Annotated in this window: 28 protein-coding genes; 27 read left to right on the top strand and 1 reads right to left on the bottom strand. The window is 28.3% G+C overall.

The window, feature by feature from the left end:
• Positions 1–9: 9 nt before the first annotated feature.
• The 19 genes from minC (at position 10) to rsfS (ending at position 13,396) form a co-directional block, all read left to right on the top strand.
• On the top strand, positions 10–654 hold the full coding sequence (gene minC / locus ACZ41D_RS09975; protein ID WP_464151290.1) for a septum site-determining protein MinC: 645 nt from the start codon (positions 10–12) through the stop codon (positions 652–654).
• A 12-nt stretch (positions 655–666) separates the two neighbouring features.
• The gene (minD, locus tag ACZ41D_RS09970) at positions 667–1,461 is read left to right on the top strand and encodes a septum site-determining protein MinD (RefSeq protein ID WP_464151289.1); all 795 of its coding nucleotides are present in this window, start codon (positions 667–669) and stop codon (positions 1,459–1,461) included.
• Positions 1,462–1,478: 17 nt separating this feature from the next.
• Positions 1,479–1,760 (top strand): cell division topological specificity factor MinE, encoded by a 282-nt coding sequence (minE, locus tag ACZ41D_RS09965; RefSeq protein ID WP_464151288.1) that lies wholly within the window; start codon positions 1,479–1,481, stop codon positions 1,758–1,760.
• A 41-nt stretch (positions 1,761–1,801) separates the two neighbouring features.
• A complete protein-coding gene (gene mgsA, locus ACZ41D_RS09960; protein WP_464151287.1) occupies positions 1,802–2,203 on the top strand; it encodes a methylglyoxal synthase in 402 nt (133 codons plus the stop codon).
• A gap of 256 nt (positions 2,204–2,459) precedes the next feature.
• Positions 2,460–3,173 (top strand): M23 family metallopeptidase, encoded by a 714-nt coding sequence (locus ACZ41D_RS09955; RefSeq protein ID WP_464151286.1) that lies wholly within the window; start codon positions 2,460–2,462, stop codon positions 3,171–3,173.
• 17 nt (positions 3,174–3,190) lie between these two features.
• Positions 3,191–4,075: a M50 family metallopeptidase gene (locus ACZ41D_RS09950; RefSeq protein ID WP_464151285.1), complete on the top strand. Its 885-nt coding sequence runs from the start codon at positions 3,191–3,193 to the stop codon at positions 4,073–4,075.
• Between the two features lie 49 nt (positions 4,076–4,124).
• The gene (locus tag ACZ41D_RS09945) at positions 4,125–5,984 is read left to right on the top strand and encodes a TIGR03960 family B12-binding radical SAM protein (RefSeq protein WP_464151284.1); all 1,860 of its coding nucleotides are present in this window, start codon (positions 4,125–4,127) and stop codon (positions 5,982–5,984) included.
• Positions 5,965–6,669 (top strand): TIGR03936 family radical SAM-associated protein, encoded by a 705-nt coding sequence (locus ACZ41D_RS09940; RefSeq protein WP_464151283.1) that lies wholly within the window; start codon positions 5,965–5,967, stop codon positions 6,667–6,669. Before ACZ41D_RS09945 ends, ACZ41D_RS09940 begins: the two co-directional genes overlap by 20 nt.
• A 30-nt stretch (positions 6,670–6,699) precedes the next feature.
• Positions 6,700–8,178, top strand: a complete 1,479-nt coding sequence (locus ACZ41D_RS09935; protein WP_464151282.1) for an Rne/Rng family ribonuclease — start codon at positions 6,700–6,702, stop codon at positions 8,176–8,178.
• A 205-nt stretch (positions 8,179–8,383) separates the two neighbouring features.
• Positions 8,384–8,695, top strand: coding sequence for a 50S ribosomal protein L21 (gene rplU, locus ACZ41D_RS09930; protein ID WP_464151281.1), 312 nt, complete (start codon positions 8,384–8,386; stop codon positions 8,693–8,695).
• A gap of 9 nt (positions 8,696–8,704) precedes the next feature.
• Entirely contained in the window at positions 8,705–9,052 is a 348-nt protein-coding gene (locus tag ACZ41D_RS09925; protein ID WP_464151280.1) for a ribosomal-processing cysteine protease Prp, read from the top strand.
• 4 nt (positions 9,053–9,056) lie between these two features.
• Complete coding sequence (rpmA, locus tag ACZ41D_RS09920; protein WP_464151279.1) at positions 9,057–9,359, top strand: 50S ribosomal protein L27; 303 nt, start codon at positions 9,057–9,059, stop codon at positions 9,357–9,359.
• Positions 9,360–9,488: 129 nt separating this feature from the next.
• Positions 9,489–10,769, top strand: coding sequence for a GTPase ObgE (gene obgE / locus ACZ41D_RS09915; protein ID WP_464151278.1), 1,281 nt, complete (start codon positions 9,489–9,491; stop codon positions 10,767–10,769).
• 19 nt (positions 10,770–10,788) lie between these two features.
• Complete coding sequence (locus tag ACZ41D_RS09910) at positions 10,789–10,974, top strand: hypothetical protein (protein WP_464151277.1); 186 nt, start codon at positions 10,789–10,791, stop codon at positions 10,972–10,974.
• Positions 10,975–11,001: 27 nt separating this feature from the next.
• Positions 11,002–11,295, top strand: a complete 294-nt coding sequence (gene yhbY, locus ACZ41D_RS09905) for a ribosome assembly RNA-binding protein YhbY (protein WP_464151276.1) — start codon at positions 11,002–11,004, stop codon at positions 11,293–11,295.
• Between the two features lie 141 nt (positions 11,296–11,436).
• Positions 11,437–11,625, top strand: coding sequence for a hypothetical protein (locus tag ACZ41D_RS09900; protein ID WP_464151275.1), 189 nt, complete (start codon positions 11,437–11,439; stop codon positions 11,623–11,625).
• Positions 11,626–11,730: 105 nt separating this feature from the next.
• Entirely contained in the window at positions 11,731–12,354 is a 624-nt protein-coding gene (gene nadD, locus ACZ41D_RS09895; protein WP_464151274.1) for a nicotinate-nucleotide adenylyltransferase, read from the top strand.
• 40 nt (positions 12,355–12,394) lie between these two features.
• Entirely contained in the window at positions 12,395–12,973 is a 579-nt protein-coding gene (yqeK, locus tag ACZ41D_RS09890) for a bis(5'-nucleosyl)-tetraphosphatase (symmetrical) YqeK (RefSeq protein WP_464151273.1), read from the top strand.
• 66 nt (positions 12,974–13,039) lie between these two features.
• Positions 13,040–13,396: a ribosome silencing factor gene (gene rsfS / locus ACZ41D_RS09885; protein ID WP_464151272.1), complete on the top strand. Its 357-nt coding sequence runs from the start codon at positions 13,040–13,042 to the stop codon at positions 13,394–13,396.
• Between the two features lie 79 nt (positions 13,397–13,475).
• Here the strand turns inward: rsfS and ACZ41D_RS09880 are convergent, their stop codons facing one another.
• A complete protein-coding gene (locus ACZ41D_RS09880; RefSeq protein ID WP_464151271.1) occupies positions 13,476–14,765 on the bottom strand; it encodes a D-alanyl-D-alanine carboxypeptidase family protein in 1,290 nt (429 codons plus the stop codon).
• 231 nt (positions 14,766–14,996) lie between these two features.
• Here ACZ41D_RS09880 and ACZ41D_RS09875 point away from each other — a divergent pair, with 231 nt between their 5' ends.
• From ACZ41D_RS09875 to ACZ41D_RS09840, 8 genes are all read left to right on the top strand, one after another.
• Positions 14,997–15,644: a DUF655 domain-containing protein gene (locus ACZ41D_RS09875; RefSeq protein WP_464151270.1), complete on the top strand. Its 648-nt coding sequence runs from the start codon at positions 14,997–14,999 to the stop codon at positions 15,642–15,644.
• Between the two features lie 12 nt (positions 15,645–15,656).
• Positions 15,657–16,697, top strand: a complete 1,041-nt coding sequence (gene selD / locus ACZ41D_RS09870) for a selenide, water dikinase SelD (protein ID WP_464151269.1) — start codon at positions 15,657–15,659, stop codon at positions 16,695–16,697.
• Between the two features lie 19 nt (positions 16,698–16,716).
• The gene (gene selA, locus ACZ41D_RS09865; RefSeq protein WP_464151268.1) at positions 16,717–18,129 is read left to right on the top strand and encodes an L-seryl-tRNA(Sec) selenium transferase; all 1,413 of its coding nucleotides are present in this window, start codon (positions 16,717–16,719) and stop codon (positions 18,127–18,129) included.
• A gap of 12 nt (positions 18,130–18,141) precedes the next feature.
• Positions 18,142–20,064: a selenocysteine-specific translation elongation factor gene (selB, locus tag ACZ41D_RS09860; protein ID WP_464151267.1), complete on the top strand. Its 1,923-nt coding sequence runs from the start codon at positions 18,142–18,144 to the stop codon at positions 20,062–20,064.
• 145 nt (positions 20,065–20,209) lie between these two features.
• Complete coding sequence (locus ACZ41D_RS09855) at positions 20,210–20,905, top strand: response regulator (protein ID WP_464151266.1); 696 nt, start codon at positions 20,210–20,212, stop codon at positions 20,903–20,905.
• Between the two features lie 109 nt (positions 20,906–21,014).
• Positions 21,015–22,361, top strand: a complete 1,347-nt coding sequence (locus tag ACZ41D_RS09850) for a sensor histidine kinase (protein ID WP_464151265.1) — start codon at positions 21,015–21,017, stop codon at positions 22,359–22,361.
• 42 nt (positions 22,362–22,403) lie between these two features.
• Entirely contained in the window at positions 22,404–23,273 is an 870-nt protein-coding gene (locus ACZ41D_RS09845; RefSeq protein ID WP_464151264.1) for a GerMN domain-containing protein, read from the top strand.
• A gap of 248 nt (positions 23,274–23,521) precedes the next feature.
• Positions 23,522–24,775: a transposase gene (locus ACZ41D_RS09840; RefSeq protein WP_464151263.1), complete on the top strand. Its 1,254-nt coding sequence runs from the start codon at positions 23,522–23,524 to the stop codon at positions 24,773–24,775.
• The last annotated feature ends 158 nt before the right edge of the window (positions 24,776–24,933 follow it).

Genomic DNA, 24,933 nt, shown 5'->3' with positions numbered 1-24,933 from the left:
GGTTAAATTATGGCACAAAATTTAGTAGCATTTAAAGGAAACAAAGAAGGTATATATATATATATCAAAGAAGGAAGCTTTCAACAAATAAAAAATGAACTTGAACTTAAACTTCAGCAGTCAGGAGCTTTTTTTAAAGGAGGTAAAGTAGTAAACTTTAGAGGTAAAAAATTAACTGCTGATGAAAAAAAAGAATTATCAGGTATAATAAAATATAAGTATGATATAGCTGTTGAAACAAATGATATAGTTAATTTAAATACTGACAAAGATAGTAAAATTAATAAAGAGGGATATTTTGAAGGCATACATGAAGGAAAAACTAAATTTTTAAAAACTACTGTAAGATCTGGGCAGGTCATAAAGTATGATGGAAATATTGTAATTTTTGGAGATGTTAACCCAGGAGCTATTGTATCTGCAAAGGGAAATATTATCGTGATGGGTAACTTGAGGGGCATTGCTCATGCTGGCAATGATGGCAATAGGGAAGCTATAGTTGCAGCTTTCAATTTACAGCCTACTCAACTTAGAATAGCTGACATAATTTCTAGACCTCCGGATGGGGAAGCTATTCCATCAAATCAACCAGAAATTGCCAGAATAGTCAATGGTGATGTAGTGGTAGAAGCATTCTTAAAAAATAAATTATAGGAGGCTGAATTTATGGGAGATGTAATAGTTATAACTTCTGGTAAAGGTGGTGTAGGCAAAACTACTACTACCGCGAATATTGGTGCTGGTCTTGCTATGGAGAATAAAAAGGTAGTAGTTGTTGATGCTGATATAGGATTGAGAAACTTAGATGTAGTAATGGGCCTTGAAAATAGAATAGTTTATGATATAGTTGATGTTGTTGAAAAAGTGTGTAGATTAAAGCAAGGACTTATTAGAGATAAAAGGTTTGAAGGCTTGTATCTTTTGCCTGCAGCTCAAACTAGAGATAAGACTGCTGTTACACCACAACAGATGTATGAGCTATGTGGAGAATTAAAAAAATCTTTTGATTATGTATTAATTGATTGTCCAGCCGGAATTGAACAAGGTTTTCAAAATGCAATAGCTGGAGCTGATAAAGCTATTGTAGTAACTACTCCTGAAATTTCTGCTGTTAGAGATGCTGATAGAATAATAGGATTGTTAGAAGCTAAAGGCTTGCATAATCCTAAACTTATCATTAACAGGATCAGACAAGAAATGGTAAAAAAAGGAGATATGATGAATATAGATGATATGATTGATATTCTTGCTATAGATTTGTTAGGAATAGTTCCAGATGATGAAGCCATAGTAATATCAACTAATAGGGGAGAACCAGTAATAGCTGATGAGAAAACTTTGTCAGGTCAAGCTTTTAAAAATATTACAAAAAGGATATTAGGAGAAGATGTACCATTACTTGATTTAGAAGCAGATGAAGGAGTATTATCAAAGCTTAGAAAAATATTATTTGGGAAATAAAAGAGGGAGGAGTGAAGTTGGATTTATTTAAAGTATTTGGGAAAAATAACAATAGCAAAAATGTTGCTAAAGAACGATTAAAACTTGTTCTTATTCATGACAGAGCAAATGTTTCTCCTCGTTTTTTAGAGATGATTAAGGGAGATATAATTAGAGTTATATCAGATTATATGGTAATTGATGAGGAAGGGTTAGATATTAAATTTACGAGGACAAGAAGAGAAAGTGATAATATGCCAATCCCAGCTTTAATAGCAAATATACCTATTGTTAAAATGAAAGATAATGCAACAAAATAAGTTAAAAAATATCAATCCTAATATAGAATAGGAGGCATTATATGAATATAGCTTTAATAGCTCATGACAAAAAAAAGGAGCAGATGGTTAATTTTACGTTGGCTTATAAAAACATATTGGAAAAACACAATATTTATGCAACCGGGACAACTGGGAAAATAATACAACAAGCTACTGGACTAAATGTTCACAGATATTTATCAGGGCCATTAGGGGGAGATCAACAAATTGGTGCTAAGGTAGCTTCAAATGAAATAGACATAATAATTTTTTTAAGAGATCCATTAACTGCTCAACCTCATGAGCCAGATATTCTAGCTTTAATGAGGTTAAGTGATGTGCATTGTATTCCTATAGCTACTAATATAGCCACTGCAGAAATCTTGATTAAAGCTATGGAGAGAGGAGATATGGATTGGAGAATGGTTATGAAAGGAAATTAATATATATTAGAAATAAACTTTAAAAATTATATTATTGTTATATGAATTGATAGATGTAGGAGTAACATGTAGAATAATTATGAATTAAAACTAGTTAAATAAAAGAATTTTATTAAAAGGGTAGCGACATTAAGTCACTATCTTTTTTGCTTTTTTGTGCTTAATGCTCTAATTTCATATTATTAATATATAATTTTGTAATAAATTTAATTAACAAATAATAATTATATATTAAAATTGGTGGGTAGGTGGTAAAATGTCAGTAAAAAATTATTATGGTAATTTTAATAGAAATATAAAGAGTAAAAGACCATATGGTTATACTAAAACTAAAAATGGACAGAGTAAGTTATTAAAGAAAATATTAATAAGTATTATTATCGTAATAGTGGTAATATTCTTAAAAAAAGTTGATACTAAACCTACAGACAGGGTCATAGAAATAATTAACAATACTATAAATTATAATTATGATATGAAAGATGTTAGTAAAGAGGTTATAAATTTTGCAAAAAACTTAAGTAGTTGGCCAGAAAAAGTTAAGTCAGTTTTTTTTGAAGATGAAAGAGCAAATGATAAATATGTAATTCCTATTGAAGGGAGGGTATATCAGAAGTTTGGTGAAGAAAAGAAAAATAATGGAGTTACATTATTTCATCGAGGAATAGATATAATTGCTACCGACTATTCTGTATATTCTATTGGTAATGGAGAAGTTATTGAAATTGGAGTAAATAAAATTTATGACAAATACATAATAATAAATCATGAAGATGTAAATGCTGTATATTGTATGATGGATGAAATTTTATTAAAGGAAGGAGACACTGTTACTACAGGAGAAAAAATAGGTACACTAATTAAGTCAGGTAATGGACAAAATATATTTCATTTTGAAATTTGGAAAGAAGGTAAACCTATAGATCCTTTAACTATTTTTGATAATCAATATAGTAAATCTAGAATTTAGATTGAGGACGTGTCTTCATGGACTTGTTTAAACTGGGCAATATAAATATAAAAATAAATTTGATAGCAATTATTATAATAATTATATTTTCATTAATTGGATATACTGCTGAGGTATTAATTATTTTAATTTGTGTTTTGGTACATGAATTATCTCATGGAATAGTAGCAAAAATACGCGGATTTAATATAAGGGAAATAGAAATTTTCCCATTTGGAGGAATTGCTAAATTTGATACTATGTTAGGTTGTGATAGGGCAAATGAAATTTTTATTGCTGCAATAGGACCTTTAAGCAATATGATAATTTTACTACTATTTTTACTAATAAAAACTTATTTAATTGATAATTATATTACTAGGTTTATTATTCAATTAAATATGACTATGTTTATTATTAACTTACTTCCTATATTCCCACTTGATGGTGGAAGAATATTAAGGGCTGTTTTATCAGGAAGTATAGGATTTAAGAATGCTACTCGTATCTTATCATTTATGACATATTTCATAGCTTTTTTTTTGATTGTTTATGCTTTTATTAAAGTATCTGATTTATCTAATATAGTTATACTATTATCATTTTCAATTTTTCTTTTGTTAGCTGCCAAAAAAGAAATGAGCATGGCAGCTATTATTTTCTCTAAAGATTTAATGTTATGTAGAAAAAAAATACTAGAAAAGAGGATAATGAAAGTTCGTATTTTAGCTGGATTGCAGACAGCTAAAATTAGTGAGATTGTAGATAAATTTTTACCAGATTGCTATCATATAATAATTGTTATTGATTACAAGGGAGAAATAGTTGAAGAACTATCAGAAAATGAGATTTTAAGAGGAATAACCAAATTTGGAATGGATATAACATTAGAAGAACTATTATTTAACGATAAAAAGTGGTAAAATAATATTTGAAATACAATACTAAGGAGAAATATGAAAGGTGGTTTTTATGATAAATGCTGATTTGCTTGATAAAATATTACTTAATGTGGAGAAACCAGCTAGATATATAGGTAAGGAAATAAATAGCATAATAAAGGATAAAAATGAGGTAAATATAAGGTTTGCTTTTGCTTTTCCAGATATATATGAAATAGGTATGTCTCATTTAGGCTTACATATTATGTATAATTTACTAAATAATATCAAAGATGTTGGATGTGAAAGAGTTTTTGCTCCATGGATTGATATGGAAAATATTATGAGGGAAAATAACATTCCTTTATTTTCTTTGGAAACTAAAGAACCGATTAAGAATTTTGACTTTGTTGGATTTACGCTGCAGTATGAAATGAGCTATACTAACATTGTCAATATGTTAAATTTAGGAAATATACCTATACTATCTAAGGATAGAGGGGAGGATGACCCTTTTATTATAGGAGGGGGTCCTTGTGTTTATAATCCGGAACCATTGGCAGATATATTTGACTTTTTTATCATAGGTGAAGCTGAAGAGGTAATATTTGAAATATTAAATATGTATAGAGAATGGAAAAATGGAGGAGATAATAAATTAGAATTTTTAAAAGACATAAGTAAAATCCAAGGAGTGTATGTACCTAGATTTTATGATATTGTTTATAATGATGATGGAACAATAAAGGAAATGATACCTAATATGGCTGAAGCTCCTAACAAAATTAAAAAGAGGATTATTAAGAATTTTAATGAGGTATATTTTCCTGAAAAGTTTATTGTACCTTATATAGAAACAGTTCATGATAGAATAGTTTTGGAAATATTTAGGGGATGTACTAGAGGATGTAGATTTTGTCAAGCTGGTATGATATATCGACCTGTAAGGGAGAAAAATATTGATAAATTAATGGATTTTGCAGAAAAGTTAATTTCATCTACTGGATATGAGGAGTTATCTTTATCTTCTCTTAGTACAGGTGATTATTCTAACTTGGAAGAACTAGTAATGAAACTAGTTAATAAGTATAAAGATAAAAATATTTCTTTATCGTTACCTTCTCTAAGATTAGATTCTATTTCAAATGAAGTTTTGGAAGAAATTCAAAAGATAAGAAAATCTGGATTAACTTTTGCACCTGAAGCAGGAACTCAAAGGCTTAGAGATGTTATAAATAAGGGGATAAAAGAAGATGATATATTTGGTCCAGTTAGTGAGGCTTTTAATCTAGGCTGGTCAACAGTTAAGTTATATTTTATGATTGGGTTACCTACTGAAGAATTTGAAGATATTATTGGTATTAAGGAGATCGCTTATAAAATAAAAGATATGTTTTTTAAATTACCAAAGGGAAAAAGGAAAGGTAATTTGAATGTTACAGTTAGTACATCATGCTTTGTTCCTAAACCATTTACTCCTTTTCAGTGGTATCCTCAAGATACTGTAGAAGATTTTTATAAAAAAATAGATATTTTAAAGAATAGTATTAAGGATAAAAAAATAACTTACAACTATCATGATCCTAAAGCTAGCTTTCTTGAAGCTATACTTGCTAGAGGAGATAGAAAATTATGTGATGTTATTATTAAAGCATGGGAAAAAGGTTGTAAATTTGATGGGTGGGGAGATCAATTTTATTATAAAAAATGGATAGAAGCTTTTGAAGAAGTAAATGTAAGCCCTTATTTTTATGCAAATAGATCTAGAGATTACAATGAGGTACTACCTTGGGATTTTATTGACATAGGTGTTTCAAAGTCATATCTTATTAAGGAAAATGAGAAATCGAAAAACGGTGAAACAACTAGAGATTGTAGATTGGGTTGTACTGGGTGTGGAATTAGCAATACATTTGAAGGTGGTGTATGTGATGCCAACATTAAGAGTTAAATTTAGTAAAAAATCAGATTTAAAGTATATTTCTCATTTAGATTTAATGAGGCTATTTCAAAGAGCTTTTAGGAGAGGAAATATAGGTGTTAAATATAGTCAAGGATTCAATCCTCACCCTAAATTCTCATTTGCTACTGCATTACCTTTGGGAGTTTCTAGTGATGCTGAATATGCAGATATAGAATTAGTTGAAGAAATGGATGCAAGTCATTTTATTAATAAAATGAATGATGTATTACCTGAGGGAATAAATATTTATAAAGCGAGATATGTTAATAATTCAAAATCTATAATGTCTCTTATTAGGTGGTCTTCTTATATATTTGAAGTCAAAATATTAACTAACTTAGATAAATTTTCAATTAAAGACGAAATAGAAAAATTTTTATCTAAGAATGTCATAATTATAATAAAGGAAAAAAAGAAAAAAAATAGAAATATTAAATCAGAAGAAAATATAAGAAATAAAATTAAAGATATTGATATTTTGAGTATAGAAGAAAATAAAATAATATTAAAGTCAATTTTAATGACGGGGAGCAAAGGTAATTTAAAGCCAGATGTATTTATTAGAGCATTAAAAGAAAATACAGATATAGATATGGATTTAGAGTCTTTAAAAATACATCGGCTTGAGTTATTTTTAGAAAGTAATGAGGGTTTACTTTATCCAGTAATGTAAAATAACAAATTGAGTTTTGGGAGAGGTTTTATGAATCAGATAATAGTTGATGTTGGTGTATTTGAGGATAGGGTTGCTGTTTTAGAGGATAATGAGTTAGTAGAGTTTTATGTAGAAAGATATAATGGTAGTAAAACTGTAGGTAATATATATAAGGGACGAGTTGTAAATGTTTTACCAGGTATGCAGGCAGCTTTTGTTGATATAGGACTTAAGAAAAATTCTTTTCTTTATGTAAGAGATGCATTGCCTAAGGAAATGTTGCTAAATAGAGACATAAACTTAAAGGAAATTTCCATATGCGATGTATTAAAACAAGGTCAAGAGATAATAGTACAAGTATCAAAAGAACCATCTGGAACTAAAGGGGCTAGAATTACTACTCATATTACTTTACCAGGTAGATATATAGTATTAACTCCATTTACTGATTATGTTGGAATATCAAGACGTATAACAGATCAAGCTGAAAGAATGAGATTAAAACAATTAGCTGAACAGTTAAAGCCAAAAGGAATGGGAGTAATTATTAGAACTGCAGCAGAGGGTATGAGTGCTCAAGATTTTGAATCTGATATAAATTTTTTATTAGCATTGTTCAATAAAATACAAAATCAAAGTAAATTGGGATCAGCTCCTAAAGTTATTTATAAAGATATGGATCTTGTGGAGAGAGTAGTAAGAGATATGCTAAATAAATCAACAAAAAATATTATTATTAATAATGTTGAAAAATATAAAAGTATATTAGAGTTAGCAAATATGATATCGCCTGATTTAAGTTCTAGAATTGAACTCTTTGATATGAAACAAAATATATTTCAATATTTTAACATTCAACCACTTATAAATCATATTCTAGACAGAAAAGTGTGGTTGAAAAGCGGAGGATACATAGTCATAGATGAAACTGAAGCGTTAACTTCAATAGATGTTAATACTGGAAAGTATATAGGAAGCATAAATTTAGAAGATACGGTGTTAAAAACTAATATGGAAGCTGCCAAAGAAATAGCTAGACAGTTAAGGCTTAGAAATATTAGTGGTATAATAATAATTGATTTTATTGATATGAATTATAGTGAAGATGAAAAATTAGTTTTAGATTGTCTTGAAAAAGAATTACAAAAAGATAGAACAAAATGTACAGTATTAGGTATGACACAGTTAGGACTTGTCGAAATGACTAGAAAGAAAATTAGAAGACGACTAGCTTCCAAGACTTTGACAGAATGTCCATTTTGTGAAGGCAAAGGCAAAGTGTATTCTCCTAGTACAATAATTGGAAAGATTGAAAATAAACTAAAAGAAATGCAGAAAATTAAAACTTTAAAAAATATGACTGTATTATTAAACCCATTAGTGAGAAATTCAATTTTAGAAGAATATGGAGAAGCTATTAATATTATTGAAAAATCTTATAATGCTAGATTAAACATATTAGAATCTGATAAATTAGGATTAAATGATATAGAAATAGAAGTTGCAGATTTTGCTATGTATAGATAAAAGAATCTATAATAAAAAAAGTCTATAAATATTAAATCATAGAACTTCTCTAATTATACAAAATAAATTAAAAGATTACTTTTCAAATAGTTGACAAATCATAATATTTTTGATAAAATCTTGTTTTGTAAGTAGCCGCGCAGTGTGGGTTTATAAACTTCGGTACCTTATACTGGCGAGACTGGATAGAGGAGGTGTAATTATAATGTATGCTATAATAGAAACAGGTGGAAAACAGTATAAAGTTGAAGAAGGAAACACTATTCTTGTTGAAAAAATCAAAGGAAATGATGGAGACTTAGTTAAATTTGATAAAATCTTGCTCATTTCTAATGACGGACAATTAAAGGTTGGGAAACCACTGGTAGAAGGAGCAGCTGTAGAAGGAACAATTGTAGAACAAGGTAAAAGCAAAAAGATTATTGTATTTAAGTATAAAGCTAAGAAGGACTATAGAAGGAAACAAGGACATAGACAACCTTATACAAAGGTAAGAATTGATAAAATTATTGGGTAGTGTTATTCTATGATTAAATTTAAAATTTATAAAGATAAGCATGAAAATATTGTTGGATATATGGTAAAAGGACATGCTGGATACGATGTATCTGGAAAAGATATCGTATGTGCAGCTATATCTGTTTTATCTCAGACGGCTCTTATTTCTTTGAATAAAGTTTGCAAAATAGAAGAAAAAGATTTATTTTATGAGATTGACGAGAAGATAGGCTATATGAATGTCTCTCTTGTTGATAAGATTTCTAGAGCTCAAAGAGATAGTGCTAATATTGTATTGCGAACTTTAGAATTAGGTGTCAAAGAAGTAAGAAAATCTTATCCTGAATATATTACTCTCGAGTATGGGGAGGTGTAAAGAGATGATTAAATTAAATTTACAATTATTTGCTCATAAAAAAGGTGTTGGTAGTTCTAGGAATGGCCGTGATAGTGAATCAAAAAGGCTTGGTGTAAAGAGAGCTGATGGCCAATTTGTATTAGCAGGTAATATTTTAGTTAGACAAAGAGGAACTAAGATACATCCTGGTGTAAATGTAGGTAAGGGTGGAGATGATACTTTGTTTGCTAAAGTAGATGGCATAGTTAAATTTGAGAGAAAAGGTAAAAATAAAAAGCAAGTAAGTATTTATTCAAAGGAAGAAATTGCAGCAAGTGCAAAATAAACCTACCTATGCAGGTAGGTTTTTATTTATGAGTAAAATTTTTAATTAAAGAAAATACTAATAAATATAATTGACACAAGTATCATTGTTGGTATAATAAAAATATAATTAACAATAAGGATGATATATATGTTTATAGATGTAGTTAAAATTTTTGTTAAAGGCGGCAATGGTGGGAATGGTGCTGTTGCTTTTAGACGAGAAAAATATGAGCCTTCCGGTGGGCCAGCTGGAGGAGATGGAGGAGATGGAGGCAGTGTAATTTTAGAAGTAGATGAAGGTATTAAAACATTGATGGATTTTAGATATAAAAAACATTATAAAGCTGAAAAGGGTGAAGATGGTAAAGGGAAAAATCAGTTTGGTTCGAAGGGAAAAGATTTGATACTTAAAGTTCCGCCAGGAACTATAGTTAAAGATAGTGAAAGTGGAAAGATTATTTATGATTTAGTTAAGAATAAGGAGAGATTTGTTGTTGCTAAAGGCGGAAGAGGTGGAAAAGGCAATGCTAAATTTGCAACATCTACTAGACAAGCACCTAGATTTGCACAAGCTGGAGAAAAAGGAGAAGAAAGATGGATAATTTTAGAACTTAAGTTGATTGCAGATATTGGACTCATAGGATTTCCTAATGTTGGAAAATCAACTCTTTTGTCAGTACTTACAGATGCTAGACCTAAAATTGCTAATTATCATTTTACAACTTTATCTCCTAATTTAGGTGTAGTAAAAATAGATGAAGGTAAAAGTTTTGTGATTGCTGATATACCAGGGTTAATTGAAGGTGCTCACCAAGGAGTAGGACTAGGTCATGAATTTTTGAGACATATTGAAAGAACACGTTTATTAGTACATCTTATTGATATTTCAGGGACTGAAGGTAGAAATCCCTTAGATGATTTTCATAAAATAAACATGGAACTTAAGCAATATAGTGATAAACTTGCGAAAAAACCTCAAATAGTTGTTGCTAATAAAATTGACATACCTGGTGCTAAGGATACTTATAATGAATTAAAAGTTGAATTTGAAAAATTAGGTTATGATTTAATTGCGATATCTTCTGCTACCAGAGAAGGTGTAGAACAGTTAAAGTTTACTATGTGGAATAATCTTAATAAGCTTGATTCTGAGGAAATTTTTCATGAAATAGAGGAGAATAAAAAGTATTATTCTCCTAAAGTAGATAAAGATAAGTTCGTTGTTAGGAAAGAAAATGATCGATATATTGTTGAAGGAGATTTCATTGAAAGATTAATTTATTCGACAAATTTTGATGACATAGATTCACTTAGATATTTTCAAAAAGTAATGAAAAAGAAAGGAATTGTAGATGAACTAAAAAAACGTGGCATAAAGGATAATGATATTGTAAGCATATGTGGATTTGAATTTGAATTTTTTGATTAATTATGGAGGTTAACGTAAGATGGAGTGTATGAATTGTGGAAATTGTAAAGACAATAGTCAACAAACATATTATTGCTTAGCAAAAGGAGAATTTGTTATTAATGAAAATTACAAGCCACAGGAAAAGATGAGATTAGGATGGAAAAAAGGCACTAAAAATTACGAAGACCACAGGAGGCAATCAAGGAAAGAAATAGAATTATAATTATAATTGCAATAAGGGAGTGGCAAAATGTTAACAGGAAAACAAAGAAGTTATTTAAAAAAAATAGCTAATTCAATAGACCCTATTTTTCAATTAGGTAAAGGCGGTATTACGGAGAATTTTATAATACAAGTAGATCAGGCTTTAGAAGCTAGAGAATTAATAAAAGTAAATGTTTTGAACAACAGTTTAATTGATCCAAAAGTGGCTGCAAATGATATAGCTAAACGTACAGGGGCTGAATTTGTTCAGAGTATTGGCAATAAATTTGTTTTATATAGAGAATCTAAAAATAATAAAAAAATTGAACTTCCTTTATAATATAAAAATAGTATGTTGGGTAAAATACATGAGATTGGAAATTGTTCCGATCTCATTTTTAATTAAAATATATTTGTGCAATGTAAATTTTCATGCCCTTATACTATAAATATTATTAATTATAAAGGAGATGATTATAAGATGATTAATAATGTGGAGAAAGTAAAAAAATTATACGATAATGGGTATAGATGTATAAGATACGAATACGAGAAGGATAATAGTTTGAGCATTTACTTTAAAAATTTTGAAGAAGAAGATGTCGCATATGTAAATTGCAAAAATGGTAGAGAAATCGATGAAATAAAAACATTTATTGGACTTAATTAAAACCCCTTGAAGAGAGGGGTTTTAATGTAATAGATATAAGCCACTTTAAGTATATGAAAAAATAATATATAATAAATATGATTGTAACTTTGGAGGTAATTATTTATGAACACAAATAACTTAAAAAAAATTGGTATAATGGGTGGAACTTTTGATCCAATACATTTAGGACACTTAGCAATAGCAGAGGAAGTGCGTGAAGAGATGAATTTGGATAAAATAATTTTCATTCCTACTGGGATACCGCCTCATAAAAACAATGAATATATAACGTCAGCAAAGCATAGATATGCGATGACTTTACTTGCTACAATTGATAATCCGCGATTTGAAACCTCTATGCTTGAAATAAATAGACCAGGAAAGTCATATACTATTGATACAGTTAATCAGTTAAGTAATTATTATAAAAATGATGTAGATTTGTATTTTATAATTGGGGCAGATAGTGTGTTCCATATTTTAAAATGGAAAAAGAGTGATGAATTACTTACAAAATGTAAGTTTGTTGCAATATCTCGCCCAGGGTATGATAATGAGAAGTTAAAAAGAGAAATTGATAACCTTTATAAGACTTATGGCACTTCAATAAAGGTGATTTCAACAATGTATTTAAATATATCATCTACTATGATAAGGGAAAGATTAAAAAATGGCAAATCAATTAAATACCTAGTACCAAATGCTGTAGAAGACTATATTAGAAAAAATAAATTATATAACATATAATAATATTACCTAATGAATGTATATAAAAGGGAGGAATTTTATGCAATTAGATGAGATATGCCATAAACTAGAAAAAACTATTGGCAAAAAAAGGTTAAGGCATTCAATAGGTGTTATGAATACAGCTGTGGATTTAGCTGATAAATATAATTATGACAAAGAAAAGGCTAAGATTGCAGGTCTATTACATGACTGTGGAAAAATAGAAGATAAACCTACTTTGTTGAAAATGGCAGATACATTTGGCATAATTCAGGATGATGTTATGAAAAATAATTATCAATTAATACATGGGCCATTAGGGGCTTCAATAGCTGAAAAATATTATAAAATTAAAGATCAAGAAATACTTAATGCTATATATTACCATACTACTGGTAGAGAAAATATGACTTTATTAGAAAAAATCATATATATATCTGATTATATTGAACCAGGAAGAAAACTTCTAGGCTTAGAAGAAATAAGACAAACTGCATATACAGATTTGGACAAGGCTATGCTTTTGTCTATGGACCAAGTATTAAAATATATATTATCTAAAGGTGAGTTAATACATATGAATACGGTTAAGGCTAGAAACTATTTAATAAATGAAATTAAAGAAAAAGCAAACTAATTTTATGTAAGCAAATTTGTTAAATGTATTAAAAAATTTAACAATTTAGAATGGAGGTTATTATTAGTGGCAGAAATAAATGACAAACTAAGATGTGCAGTAAAAACTGCATATGAAAAGAAGGCTTTTAATATTAAAGTAATTGATATTTCACATATAACGAACATAACTGATTTTTTTGTAATACTAAGTGGAAATTCAACTGCTCATGTTATGTCTATTGCAGATGAAATTGAAGATAAACTACTTGCAAAAGGGTATAAATTAGGGCACAAAGAAGGGTACAGGGAAGGAAGGTGGATTCTTTTAGATTTTGGTGAAGTTATTGTTCATGTTTTTCATAAAAATGATAGAGATTTTTACAATTTAGAGAGACTTTGGATAGATGGAAATGAAGTTAGTGTTAAGGATATGATACAATAGATAAATTTATGAAATTGCATAATAAAGTAATACTTTATTATGCAATTTCTTCAGGTAGCTGTTATCTTCAGAAATTTTGTTAATGATTATTTATGTTATAATGTAAAACAGATACTTTTCTTTTTTTACGTTTATATCTTTTATAAGCAATTCTTGCACGCCATATAACACCTAAAGCTATTACCCAAAACCACCATTTTTTTAAAATAGAATTTTTACTATCATTTATAACTTTATATACTGGTTTTTGATTAACTTCAATTGCAGATACTATATTTACAGTCCCTAATATTTCTTCATCTAGAGTATATTCAATCCTTCCTACTACTTGATTTTTTGTTATAGGAGAGTTTAATTTAGACGGCATTATGATATTTTTTTTAATTTGATCTATTTTTTCAATAGGTACTGTAACATTTAAATTATTTTCTACTATACATGTTGCAAAAGGAATATCACCATTTTCTACTTCTATATTATTAATAAATTCATTTTTAAATGCTACTTGTACGTCACTAAAATTATCAAAACCATAATTTAAAAGTTTATGAGTATCTATATAGGCATCATTTGAACTTGTACGAAGTACTACACTTATCAAAGTTTGACCATTTCTAGTAGCACTTGTAACTAAGCAACGCCTTGCTGCATCTGTGTAACCTGATTTTACACCATTAACTCCATCATATTTTATAGTTACCCAATTTCCATCAACATTTATTTTTTTACTGCTATATAATAGTTCATTTGAAGATTTTAAATACCTAGGTTCACTTTTTTTATTAGTTGGTTCAATTTTATATGAATATTGACTAACAATATTTCTAAATATTTCATTTTTCATTGCATATTTTGTAATCATAGCTAAGTCATATGCAGTTGTGACGTGATTTTCATCAGGTAATCCATTTGGGTTAACGAAATGTGTGTTAAGAGCACCTATTTCTTTAGCCTTATCATTCATGAGTTCAGCAAATTTTTCTACTGAACCAGAAATATGTTTTGCAATAACAACAGCTGCATCATTAGCAGATTCAATTAATAATGCATATAACAAATCTTTTAAAGTTAGCTGTTCTCCGGGTTCTAATGCTATGTGAGAACCTGTAATTTCATAAGGAGTTTTATCATCAACTGTTACTATTTCATTTAAATCACAATTTTCAATTGCTAAGATTCCAGTCATTATTTTAGTAGTGCTAGCTGGATACAATTTTTCATGAATATTTTTTTCAAAAAGTATTTGACCAGTTTCTGCATCAATTAATATAGCAGCCTCAGCTGATATATCAGGTTTATCAGCATATGTAAAATTTGTTGAGTTTAGTAATAAGATTGTTACTAGTAAAAATACTATTATTTTTTTCAATGTAAATCACTCCAATGAATTAGTATATTAATTTTTTAAATTGAAATATGAATTAAACATTTATAATTAAGTATATCAAAAAAATATGCATTTTTTAAGAAAAAACATGTATTTTGTTAAAAAATATAGATAGAATATAGGTATGGTATGGAAATGAAAAGGAATTAAAGAGGAAAATATAAATAATAGTAGAATATAGTAATTATATTAAATTGAAAAGGGATGATGTGAATGGTTTCCTTTACAAAAAGAGAGCAAATAGTTATACTAATACTAGTCGTATTTATAGTTTTTATGTTGGGATATAAATTTTTTTTAACAAATAGTTATGATGCTAATAATTTTGCTGATGATGAAGGTGTTATTACTGAAAATGAACAATTAAAAAATATTGATATTTATAATAATCAATTAGAAGAAGACAAAAAGACTATAATGGTTCATGTATGTGGTGAAGTAAATAAACCAGGATTAATAGTACTTGAAGAAGGTGCAAGGGTATTTGATGCGATACAAAAAGCCGGAGGACTAAAAGAAGATGCATGCCCAGAAATGATAAACTTAGCTAAAAGAGTGACAGATGAAGAAAAAATTTATGTCCCTAAAAAAGTAGAAAATTTACAAATGGAAGGCTTAAATCCAAGTATGTTTAATTATAATAATGTAGAAAATGGTAATAACGTGACTGCAAAAATTAATATTAATACTGCTACGAAAGAACAATTAGAAAGTTTATCAGGTATAGGAGAGAAAACTGCACAGAAGATAATAGAATATCGAAAGAAAAAGAAATTTGAAAGCATAGATGAAATAACTAATGTTGATGGCATTGGTGAAAAAAAGTATGAGGCAATAAAAGAATTAATAACCATTAGATAAGGGAGTGATATTATGAGTGAAAAGTATAAAAGATTGACAGAGTTAACTAAAAGTTCTGGGTGAGCAGCTAAAATTGGTCCTGATACCTTGGCACAGGTTCTGTGTCATTTACCAAAAGTATATGATGATAATTTAATTGTTGGTTTAGATACATCAGATGACGCTGCTGTCTATAAAATAAATGAAGATACAGCGTTAATTCAAACTCTTGACTTTTTTACACCTGTAGTTGATGACCCATTTACATTTGGAGAAATTGCTGCTACTAATTCACTAAGTGATATTTATGCTATGGGAGGAGAACCTAAGCTTGCAATGAATATAGTATGTTTTCCTAATTGTTTACCTCCAAGAGTTTTAACAGAAATATTAAAGGGTGGATATAAAAAGGTTAAGGAAGCAGGAGCTCTTTTAATTGGGGGACACTCTGTTGAAGATGATGAGCCAAAGTATGGTTTATCTGTTTCAGGATTTGTGCATCCAAGTAAGGTATTAACAAATAGGGGTGCAAAGCCTGGAGATGTTTTAGTACTAACTAAACCATTGGGAGTTGGAATATTGAGTACTGCAATAAAAGCTCAAATGATTGAAAAAGAAACATATGATAAAGCTGTAAAGATAATGACTACCTTAAATAAATATGGTAAAAATGCAATGGATAAAACTGAAGTGAATGGGTGTACAGATATTACTGGATTTGGATTATTAGGTCATGGATTAGAGATGGCTTTAGCAAGTGATGTTACTATTAAAATTTATAGTAATAAAATACCAGTAATTAATGAAGCGTTAGATTTTGCTTCAATGGGACTTGTTCCTGCAGGTGCTTATTCTAATAAGGCATATATAGGTGATAGAGCATATATGAGAAACAAGATTTCAGAAGAATTGGAGGATATTTTATTTGATCCTCAAACTTCTGGAGGATTACTAATTTCTATAAAAAAAGATAATGTTGATATTTTACTTGAAGGATTGAAAAACAGTCCAGTAGAATATGGAATAGTAGGAGAAGTTGTTGAAAAACAAGCATATCCAATAATAGTAGAATAATAAGATAGGATGGTATCAAATGGATAAAAGTAAATTATTTAGAAGGCTGCCTAAAGTTGATCAAATATTAGCGAACAAAAAAATTAAGTTATTGTTAGAATCAGGGGATATCCCAAGAGATATATTAATTGAATCAATAAGAGAGACAATTGATGAAATAAGAGATGATATTTCTAAGGGCATAATTAGAGAAGATGAACTCGATAAGAAATTAAATATTATTCCAGATTTAATATGTAATAGAACAGAAAACAAACTTAAACCCAAATTAAGGAAAGTAATAAATGGAACAGGAATAATAATCCATACAAATCTAGGTCGTTCATTAATCAGTGAAAAGATAACTGGACATATTATCGATGTAATGACTAATTACTCTAATTTAGAGTATGATTTGGAAAATGGAAAAAGAGGATCAAGGTATAGCCACTTAGAAGATATAATAACTAAAATTACAGGTGCAGAGTCAGCATTAGTTGTAAATAATAACGGTGCAGCAGTATTGCTTATATTAAGTAGTATAGCTAATAAAAAACAGGTTATTGTTTCTAGGGGAGAGCTAGTAGAAATAGGAGGTTCTTTTAGAGTACCAGATGTTATGAAACAAAGTGGGGCAGTACTTATAGAAGTTGGTACTACAAATAAAACTCACCTTTGGGATTATGAAGATGCTATTAATGAGGAAACTGCTGCTTTATTAAAAGTACATACAAGTAATTATAGAATACTTGGATTTACTGAAACTGTTGCATTAGAAAAATTAGTTCAACTTGGACAAAAGAAAAACATACCTGTTATAGAGGATATAGGCAGTGGTGTGTTAATTGATATGTCTAAATACGGTCTTCAGCATGAACCAACAGTTCAGGAGTCTATAAAAGCAGGAGTAGATATAGTGTCGTTTAGTGGTGACAAACTTTTAGGGGGGCCTCAAGCAGGTATAATAATTGGTAAGAAAAAATACATTGATATAATGAAAAAACACCCTTTAAATAGAGCATTAAGGATAGATAAATATACTATAGCAGCTTTAGAAGCAACCTTAAGATTATACTTGGACGAAGAAAAAGCGATAAAAGAAATACCTACGTTAAGAATGATGACTTTTAGTTTAGATGAACTTGAAAGTAGAGCAGAAAAATTACTAAAAGTTATAAAAGATAAAGTGGATAGTATACAAGTAAGAATAGCTGATCAATTTTCCCAGGTAGGCGGGGGTGCAATGCCACTTCAAAACATACCAACCAAAGCAATAGAGATTTCTTTTTATGGGAAAAGCTTAGTTTCTATAGAAAATAATTTAAGAAATTTTAGAACACCTATAATAGTTAGAGTTAATAAGGAGAAAATGTATTTAGATTTAAGAACAATAAAAGATAAAGATTTTAATCTTATTGCTGAGGGCTTAAAATTTGCTGTAGACAATGCTTAGAGGAGTGGTGAAATGAAAAATATTATTATTGGAACTGCAGGACACATTGACCATGGCAAAACTACCTTAATAAAGGCAATTACAGGAAGGAATACAGATAGGCTTAAGGAAGAGCAAAAAAGAGGTATTTCAATAGATTTGGGGTTTACTTATTTTGATTTACCTAGTGGGAGAAGAGCAGGAATTATTGATGTACCTGGACATGAGAAGTTTATAAAAAATATGCTAGCCGGTGTGATAGGAATCGATATAGTTATATTGGTTATTGCTGCAGATGAAGGGGTTATGCCCCAGACAAAAGAGCACTTAGATATTTTAAATTTATTGGGTATTAAGAATGGAATAGTAGCCTTAACTAAAATTGACTTAGTTGAAGAAGAATGGAGAGAACTAGTAGTTGAAGAGATAAAAGAAAATTTAAAAGGTACTTTTTTAGAAAATAGTCCTATAATACAAGTTTCTTCTGTTAATAGGGTAGGAATTGATGAAATTGTAAATACTATAGATAAGATGACAGATAAAGTTCCTGATAGAGATATTACTTTGGTTCCACGGCTTCCAATAGATAGAGTATTTACTTTAGCAGGATTTGGCACTATAGTAACTGGAACATTAATTTCTGGGACATTTAGTTTGGGAGATGAAGTTCAGATTTTCCCTGGAAATAAAAAAAGTAGAATAAGATCAATACAAGTTCATGGAAAAAATGAAAAACAAGCTTATGCAGGACAAAGAGTTGCTATTAATCTTCCAGATGTTAAAAAAGAAGAAATTAGTAGGGGAAATGTCTTAGCTCCTATTGATTCTATGCAACCTACTATGATGATTGATGTAAAACTAGATTTATTGCAGAGTTGTGAAAAAATAATAGAAGATAGAACTCGTCTTAGATTATATATTGGGACCAATGAGGTATTGTTTAGAATTGTACTCTTAGATAAAGAGAATTTGTCTGCAGGTGAAAGCTGTTATGCTCAATTAAGGTTAGAAGATAAAATTGTAGCTAAACCAGGAGATAGATTTATTATAAGGTCATATTCCCCTATGGTTACAATAGGTGGTGGAAAAGTTCTTGAATCTAATCCACCTAAGAGGAAAAAATATGATCAGCAGGTTATAAATGAATTAAGGATTAAAGAAAGCGGTAATATTAGTGATATAATTGAAGAAATTATAAAAAATAGGAGTAGTGAATATCCTACGATAAAAGATATTTCTACTTATACTGTTTTACCTGAAGATAAGGTTAATAGCATTGTAAAAACACTTGAATGTGACTGTAAAGTAGTTACAGTGAAACTTTTAAATGATAAATATATTATTCATAAAACCTATTATGACTTTTTGGAAAATAATATAAGAAATGAATTAATAAAATATCATAAAAATTATCCGTTAAGGGTGGGCATGCCTAAAGAAGAGATAAAAAGCAAATATTTTCCTAATATAAAACCTAAGTTAGCTGAAAGTATAATAAACATTATGATTGATAAAAAAATAATTAAACAGACTTTAGAAAATGTAAGCATAAAAGAATTTGAGGTAAAATTTAACTCTTTTCAGCTTGAAATTAGGAAAAATATAGAAGACATGTTTTTCAGTAATTCTTTTAATCCACCAAAGAAAGAAGAAATTATTGGCGGATTGACTTATGATGTAAAAGATATAAATCAAGTTTTTGAAGCACTAGTAGAAATGGGAATAATTATTAAAATTAATGATGAAATTTATTTTCACAATGAAGTATATAAAAAAATACAAAAATTAATAATAAACTATATTGAAAATAATGGTTCTATAACTGTCGCTCAGGGTAGAGACTTGTTAAAAACAAGTAGAAAAATAATGATTGCATTAATGGAATATATGGACAAAAATAAGATAACTAAACGTATTGGCAATGAAAGAATATTATTTAACAAAAAAGAGGATTAACAAAAATTTTGTAGAATTGTTAATATGATATGTGGCAAATAATATATAAATTTACAATTATCTTGTTTTATTTGTGTTATTATTGTTCAAATTTTTCTAATTAATAGTATGAGATTTTTAATGAGAATAGATATGAGGTGATTTTGTGAGCACCAAAGTATTGGTAGTTGATGACGAGGCCTTGCTTGTTAAGGGCTTAAAGTATAGTTTAGAGCAAGATGGATATATAACAGATGCTGCTTATGATGGAAATGAAGCTTTAGAAAAAGTAATGAAGGGCAACTACGATATAATAATTTTAGACCTTATGTTACCGGGAATAGATGGCATGGAGGTTTGTCGAAAAATTAGGGAGAAATCTCAGGTACCAATAATTATGCTTACTGCTAAAGGAGAAGATATAAATAAGATATTGGGATTAGAGTATGGTGCAGATGATTATCTTACTAAGCCTTTTAATATTTTAGAACTTAAGGCTAGAATAAAAGCTATACTCAGAAGAGTAAGTGTACGAGATGCTAAGATAGGTGAACAAGTCATAGAGGTAGATGATTTTAAAATTAATACATTAGGTAGAAAATTAACTGTCAGAGGAAAGGATATAAATTTAACTGCTAAAGAATTTGATTTACTACTTTTGTTAGCTACCCATCCAGGCAAGGTATTTACTAGAGAGGAATTATTGGAAATTATATGGGGCTATGAATACTTTGGAGATTTAAGAACTGTAGATGTACACATAAGAAGACTTAGAGAAAAAATTGAAAAAAATTCTAGCCAAGCTGAATATATATTGACAAAATGGGGAGTTGGTTATTATTTTAGGAGTAAATCTAAATAAGGATAATAGATTCATTAGTGTTAGGTGGAAACTAGTTTCCACCTATTTGTTATTAGTAGTTATTTCACTAATAATAATTAGCACTATAGTTAGTAATAATATTCTGAGTATGAATATAAAAAGGAGAAATGACGAATTATTATTAAAGGCTAATATAATATCAAACAGAATAAGGGCGTATATGTTTTCGTATGATTCTTTATATTATAATGAAGGATTAATAATACCTGACCGAATGAAAGAACCTTATGTAAAGAATTTAATAAAAAATTATAGCAAAGAAATTAATTCAAGAATTATTATAGTTGACAATGATTATGTTGTAAGAGGTGATTCAAATAATAGTTTTGTAGGCTATATTTTTAAACATATTGAACTTCAGCGTGCATTAAAAGGCGAAAGTGTAAGTAATGTTTATAATTTTGAAGAATATGGTCATGTGATGTATGTTGCTGTTCCAATCATTTCGAATAATAAAATAATTGGTGCTACTTTGTTGTCAAGTTCTATAGATGATTCATACAACTTAATAAAAGAGTTAAATAAAAAATTATTTTTTATTTCATTAATAAGTATAATTTTTATTTCACTTATAAGTTTCATATTTGCAGGAATTATTGCAAATCCCATTAATAAGTTTATTAATGTTATTAATAATATTTCTAAAGGGAAACTAGGTGAAAGGGTTCAAATAGAAAGTAATGACGAGTTTAAAATGATGGCAGATGCATTTAATGTGATGATAATGAAACTTGAACAAGTTGATAAACAGAGAAAAGATTTTGTTGCCAATGTTTCTCACGAATTGAGAACACCGTTAAGTTCAATTAAATTGCTTGCTGAGTCATTATTGACTCAGAAGGAGCAAGATATTTCTTATTATAAAGAATTTCTTAAAGATATAGATTCAGAAATTGATAGGTTAAGTAATATAATTAATGATTTATTATTATTAGTAGATTTAGATAAAGAAAAACTGAAATTAAATATTAGTCCAGTATATATTAATTTTTTGCTCGAAAATATTATTAAAAGATTTAAGCCCCTTGCAAATAAAAAATCTATTGATTTACAGCTTAAGCTATGTGAAAAGATACAAATGAGAATTGACGGAGAAAAAATGCAACAAGCAATTATAAATATTATTCACAATGCTATAAAGTATACTCCTGAAGGTGGAAGAGTAAGGGTTAGTCTTTATAGTCAGAATAAACAGGTTAAGATAAAGGTAGAAGATAATGGTATAGGTATTCCCAAAGAAAGTCTTTCAAATATATTTGATAGATTTTATAGAGTAGATAAAGCTAGATCAAGAGCAACAGGAGGAACAGGGTTAGGACTTTCGATAGCTTCACAGATAGTGTCATTACATGGTGGGAGCATAGAGGTTGAAAGTAAATTAGGTGAAGGAAGCAAATTTTATATTGTTTTGCCTTACGATATACATTTAATGTGATTTAAACATTAATAAATATTTTTTAGAATAGGATGATACTTTATGAGGAAAAAGTTGAATTTAATTTTATTAATTATAATTTTGTTATTATCTGGTTGTAACAATTATGATGTAATCGAGGAAGACAGCTATAATTATCCTCCAATTAATCCTTTACCTAATGAAGGTAAACTTGAAGTGACATTGTTTTATCCAAACCAACAGTTAACTCATTTAGTACCAGAAATTAGAATAATTAATAGCGATAATAATGATTTGAGTTCTACCGTTATTGAAGAACTATTTAAAGGAACTGATAAAAAAGGGTTAGTTAATATAATACCTAAAAGTATAAAATTTTTATCTGTTGATGTGTTAGAAGGTACTGCTTATGTTAATCTATCTAGCAATTTAAAAGATAATAACATGAGTGAAAAAGAAGAAGCTTTTATTTTATATTCTATAGTAAATACTTTATGTAAGTTGGGAAATATTAATTCGGTTCAAATTCTATTAGATGGACAAATGTCAGATAGATTTATTAATGTTTATAGTATAAAAGAACCTTTATCATATAGTTCATTGATTGTGGAAGAAGATTATATAAACTTGATTTCGGTTATAAAAAATTATTATAACAGTATTACTTCAAATGATTTTGGAAGTTTATTAAAGCAATTAAATTTAAATGATCATGATTATTTAATATTGGGTATGATAAAAGCTGAATTTGGTATACTGTCTAAGTATATAGATGATTTTCAAATAAAAAATTATGTAATTAGTAGATATAATTATGAAATTGAAGTAACAGCAGATATTATTTTATATGATTATACTAAATTAAATAATGTTGAAAATACAAGAATAAATAGACGTTTTGATTTAAAATATGAAAATAATGATTTTAAAGTTACAATGCATGTTTTTTAAATTGTTATTGATAAGTACTTGACACAGAAATTCATTTTACCTATTTCTTAATAAAAAAGTGGCAGAGATTTCGCATCAAAAAAAATAAATGGGCGATAGCCCGTAGAAATTAAACAATTTATGATATACCTATAAAATTTTGATTATTCCTATTTTTACTGGAAATTATAAAAAAATATTTGCAAAATAAAAGCATCCTTTCTATAATAGTTTTTACCACAAAAACCAAAGAAAAGGATGCTGATAAAATGAGTAAAAGCTATTTGAAACAATTACTCACTTATATTAATAAGGTATACCATATAGGTGAAAAAATCAATACCTTAAATGATAAAAGATTAAAATCTAACGTAAAAATTTCAACAATTTCCTTTGTTGTATTATTTGGATTTATGCTTCAAATAAGAAGTTTCAATAGATTAGAGCATTGGCTTAAAAAAGATAAATTTAAAAAGATCATGCCTAAAAAAATAAAGATGCCACGTATTGATACTATTAGACGCTCTTTAAGTGATTTTGATTTAGAAGGTTTAAAAAATATTCATGGTCATATAGTAAAAACTACTATAAAAAATAAGGTGTTTAGGAATGGTACTATAGAAGGTTTAAAGGTAGTTGCTATAGATGGCGTAGAATTATTTGAAAGCACTAAAAAGTGTTGTGATAAATGCCTTACAAGAGTTGATAAAAATGGAATTACTCATTATTTTCATAGATCAGTTGTATGTGCAACCGTAGGTTCTGATCCACACATTATTTTAGGTCAAGAAATGCTAGAACCTAAAAATGATAGTTCATATAAAGATGAAGGCGAAATTACTGGTGGAAAACGGCTCATTAAAAACTTATATAAACAATATCATCATTTTGCAGATATTATAGTAGCTGATGCTTTATACTGTAAGTCTACTTGGATAAAAGAAGTTCTTTCTATAGGAATGGATGCAGTAGTAAGAGTGAAAGATGAGCGGCTTAATATTGTAAAAGACGCATTATCCTTATTTAAATGTCGTAAGGCAAATAAAGAGTGGATTGTAAAAAAAGGAAGTAAGAAATATATAAAAATTAAAGTTTGGGATGAAGATAATTTTGAAATGCCTAATTTAGATACAAAAGTAAGATTTATAAAATTTGTAGAAGAAATTCATAACGGAGATAAGAGTGAAATTAAAGAAGGATGGATCATAACTACAGATAAAATGACAACAGTAGAAACTTTATGGAAGATAATGCATAAAAGATGGGACATTGAAAATAATGCATTTCATCAATTAAAAACACAATGGCACCTAAATCATTGCTTTCTTCATAGCCCTACGGGCGTAGAAACAGTATTAATGTTTATGATAATAGCATTTAATTTAATGCAACTATATTTTTTTCGGTGTATAAGAGGATTTAGGAGAAAAGGTATGCTTCAGATAGATATTATAGAAGATATAAGAGATGAAAGATTTATCATAGAAAATAATTGGGATAATCCAATATTTATGAAAACTTAAATTGAAATAAAACTGGAAATTCATTATGAAGTTTTATTGGGGTAGGGGGAATTGTAACCATTTTTATGACCTAACGGTCTTTTAGCCTACCAATAATTCAAATAATTGTTTAGAAATACACATTTAGTAAGATTCAATTTTTCATTGGAAATTTGATG

Source organism: Brassicibacter thermophilus (genome assembly GCF_055378355.1).
Note: the sequence above shows the minus strand (reverse complement) of the source record. Positions and strands in the feature narration are given on the sequence as shown.

Excerpts from the sequence above, each read along its gene's own strand:
- minC (WP_464151290.1), top strand. The coding sequence starts at position 10 with ATGGCACAAAATTTAGTAGCATTTAAAGGAAACAAAGAAGGTATATAT.
- minD (WP_464151289.1), top strand. The coding sequence starts at position 667 with ATGGGAGATGTAATAGTTATAACTTCTGGTAAAGGTGGTGTAGGCAAA.
- mgsA (WP_464151287.1), top strand. The coding sequence starts at position 1,802 with ATGAATATAGCTTTAATAGCTCATGACAAAAAAAAGGAGCAGATGGTT.
- ACZ41D_RS09955 (WP_464151286.1), top strand. The coding sequence starts at position 2,460 with ATGTCAGTAAAAAATTATTATGGTAATTTTAATAGAAATATAAAGAGT.
- ACZ41D_RS09950 (WP_464151285.1), top strand. The coding sequence starts at position 3,191 with ATGGACTTGTTTAAACTGGGCAATATAAATATAAAAATAAATTTGATA.
- ACZ41D_RS09945 (WP_464151284.1), top strand. The coding sequence starts at position 4,125 with ATGATAAATGCTGATTTGCTTGATAAAATATTACTTAATGTGGAGAAA.
- ACZ41D_RS09940 (WP_464151283.1), top strand. The coding sequence starts at position 5,965 with ATGCCAACATTAAGAGTTAAATTTAGTAAAAAATCAGATTTAAAGTAT.
- ACZ41D_RS09935 (WP_464151282.1), top strand. The coding sequence starts at position 6,700 with ATGAATCAGATAATAGTTGATGTTGGTGTATTTGAGGATAGGGTTGCT.
- rplU (WP_464151281.1), top strand. The coding sequence starts at position 8,384 with ATGTATGCTATAATAGAAACAGGTGGAAAACAGTATAAAGTTGAAGAA.
- ACZ41D_RS09925 (WP_464151280.1), top strand. The coding sequence starts at position 8,705 with ATGATTAAATTTAAAATTTATAAAGATAAGCATGAAAATATTGTTGGA.
- rpmA (WP_464151279.1), top strand. The coding sequence starts at position 9,057 with ATGATTAAATTAAATTTACAATTATTTGCTCATAAAAAAGGTGTTGGT.
- obgE (WP_464151278.1), top strand. The coding sequence starts at position 9,489 with ATGTTTATAGATGTAGTTAAAATTTTTGTTAAAGGCGGCAATGGTGGG.
- ACZ41D_RS09910 (WP_464151277.1), top strand. The coding sequence starts at position 10,789 with ATGGAGTGTATGAATTGTGGAAATTGTAAAGACAATAGTCAACAAACA.
- yhbY (WP_464151276.1), top strand. The coding sequence starts at position 11,002 with ATGTTAACAGGAAAACAAAGAAGTTATTTAAAAAAAATAGCTAATTCA.
- ACZ41D_RS09900 (WP_464151275.1), top strand. The coding sequence starts at position 11,437 with ATGATTAATAATGTGGAGAAAGTAAAAAAATTATACGATAATGGGTAT.
- nadD (WP_464151274.1), top strand. The coding sequence starts at position 11,731 with ATGAACACAAATAACTTAAAAAAAATTGGTATAATGGGTGGAACTTTT.
- yqeK (WP_464151273.1), top strand. The coding sequence starts at position 12,395 with ATGCAATTAGATGAGATATGCCATAAACTAGAAAAAACTATTGGCAAA.
- ACZ41D_RS09875 (WP_464151270.1), top strand. The coding sequence starts at position 14,997 with ATGGTTTCCTTTACAAAAAGAGAGCAAATAGTTATACTAATACTAGTC.
- selA (WP_464151268.1), top strand. The coding sequence starts at position 16,717 with ATGGATAAAAGTAAATTATTTAGAAGGCTGCCTAAAGTTGATCAAATA.
- selB (WP_464151267.1), top strand. The coding sequence starts at position 18,142 with ATGAAAAATATTATTATTGGAACTGCAGGACACATTGACCATGGCAAA.
- ACZ41D_RS09850 (WP_464151265.1), top strand. The coding sequence starts at position 21,015 with ATGAATATAAAAAGGAGAAATGACGAATTATTATTAAAGGCTAATATA.
- ACZ41D_RS09845 (WP_464151264.1), top strand. The coding sequence starts at position 22,404 with ATGAGGAAAAAGTTGAATTTAATTTTATTAATTATAATTTTGTTATTA.
- ACZ41D_RS09840 (WP_464151263.1), top strand. The coding sequence starts at position 23,522 with ATGAGTAAAAGCTATTTGAAACAATTACTCACTTATATTAATAAGGTA.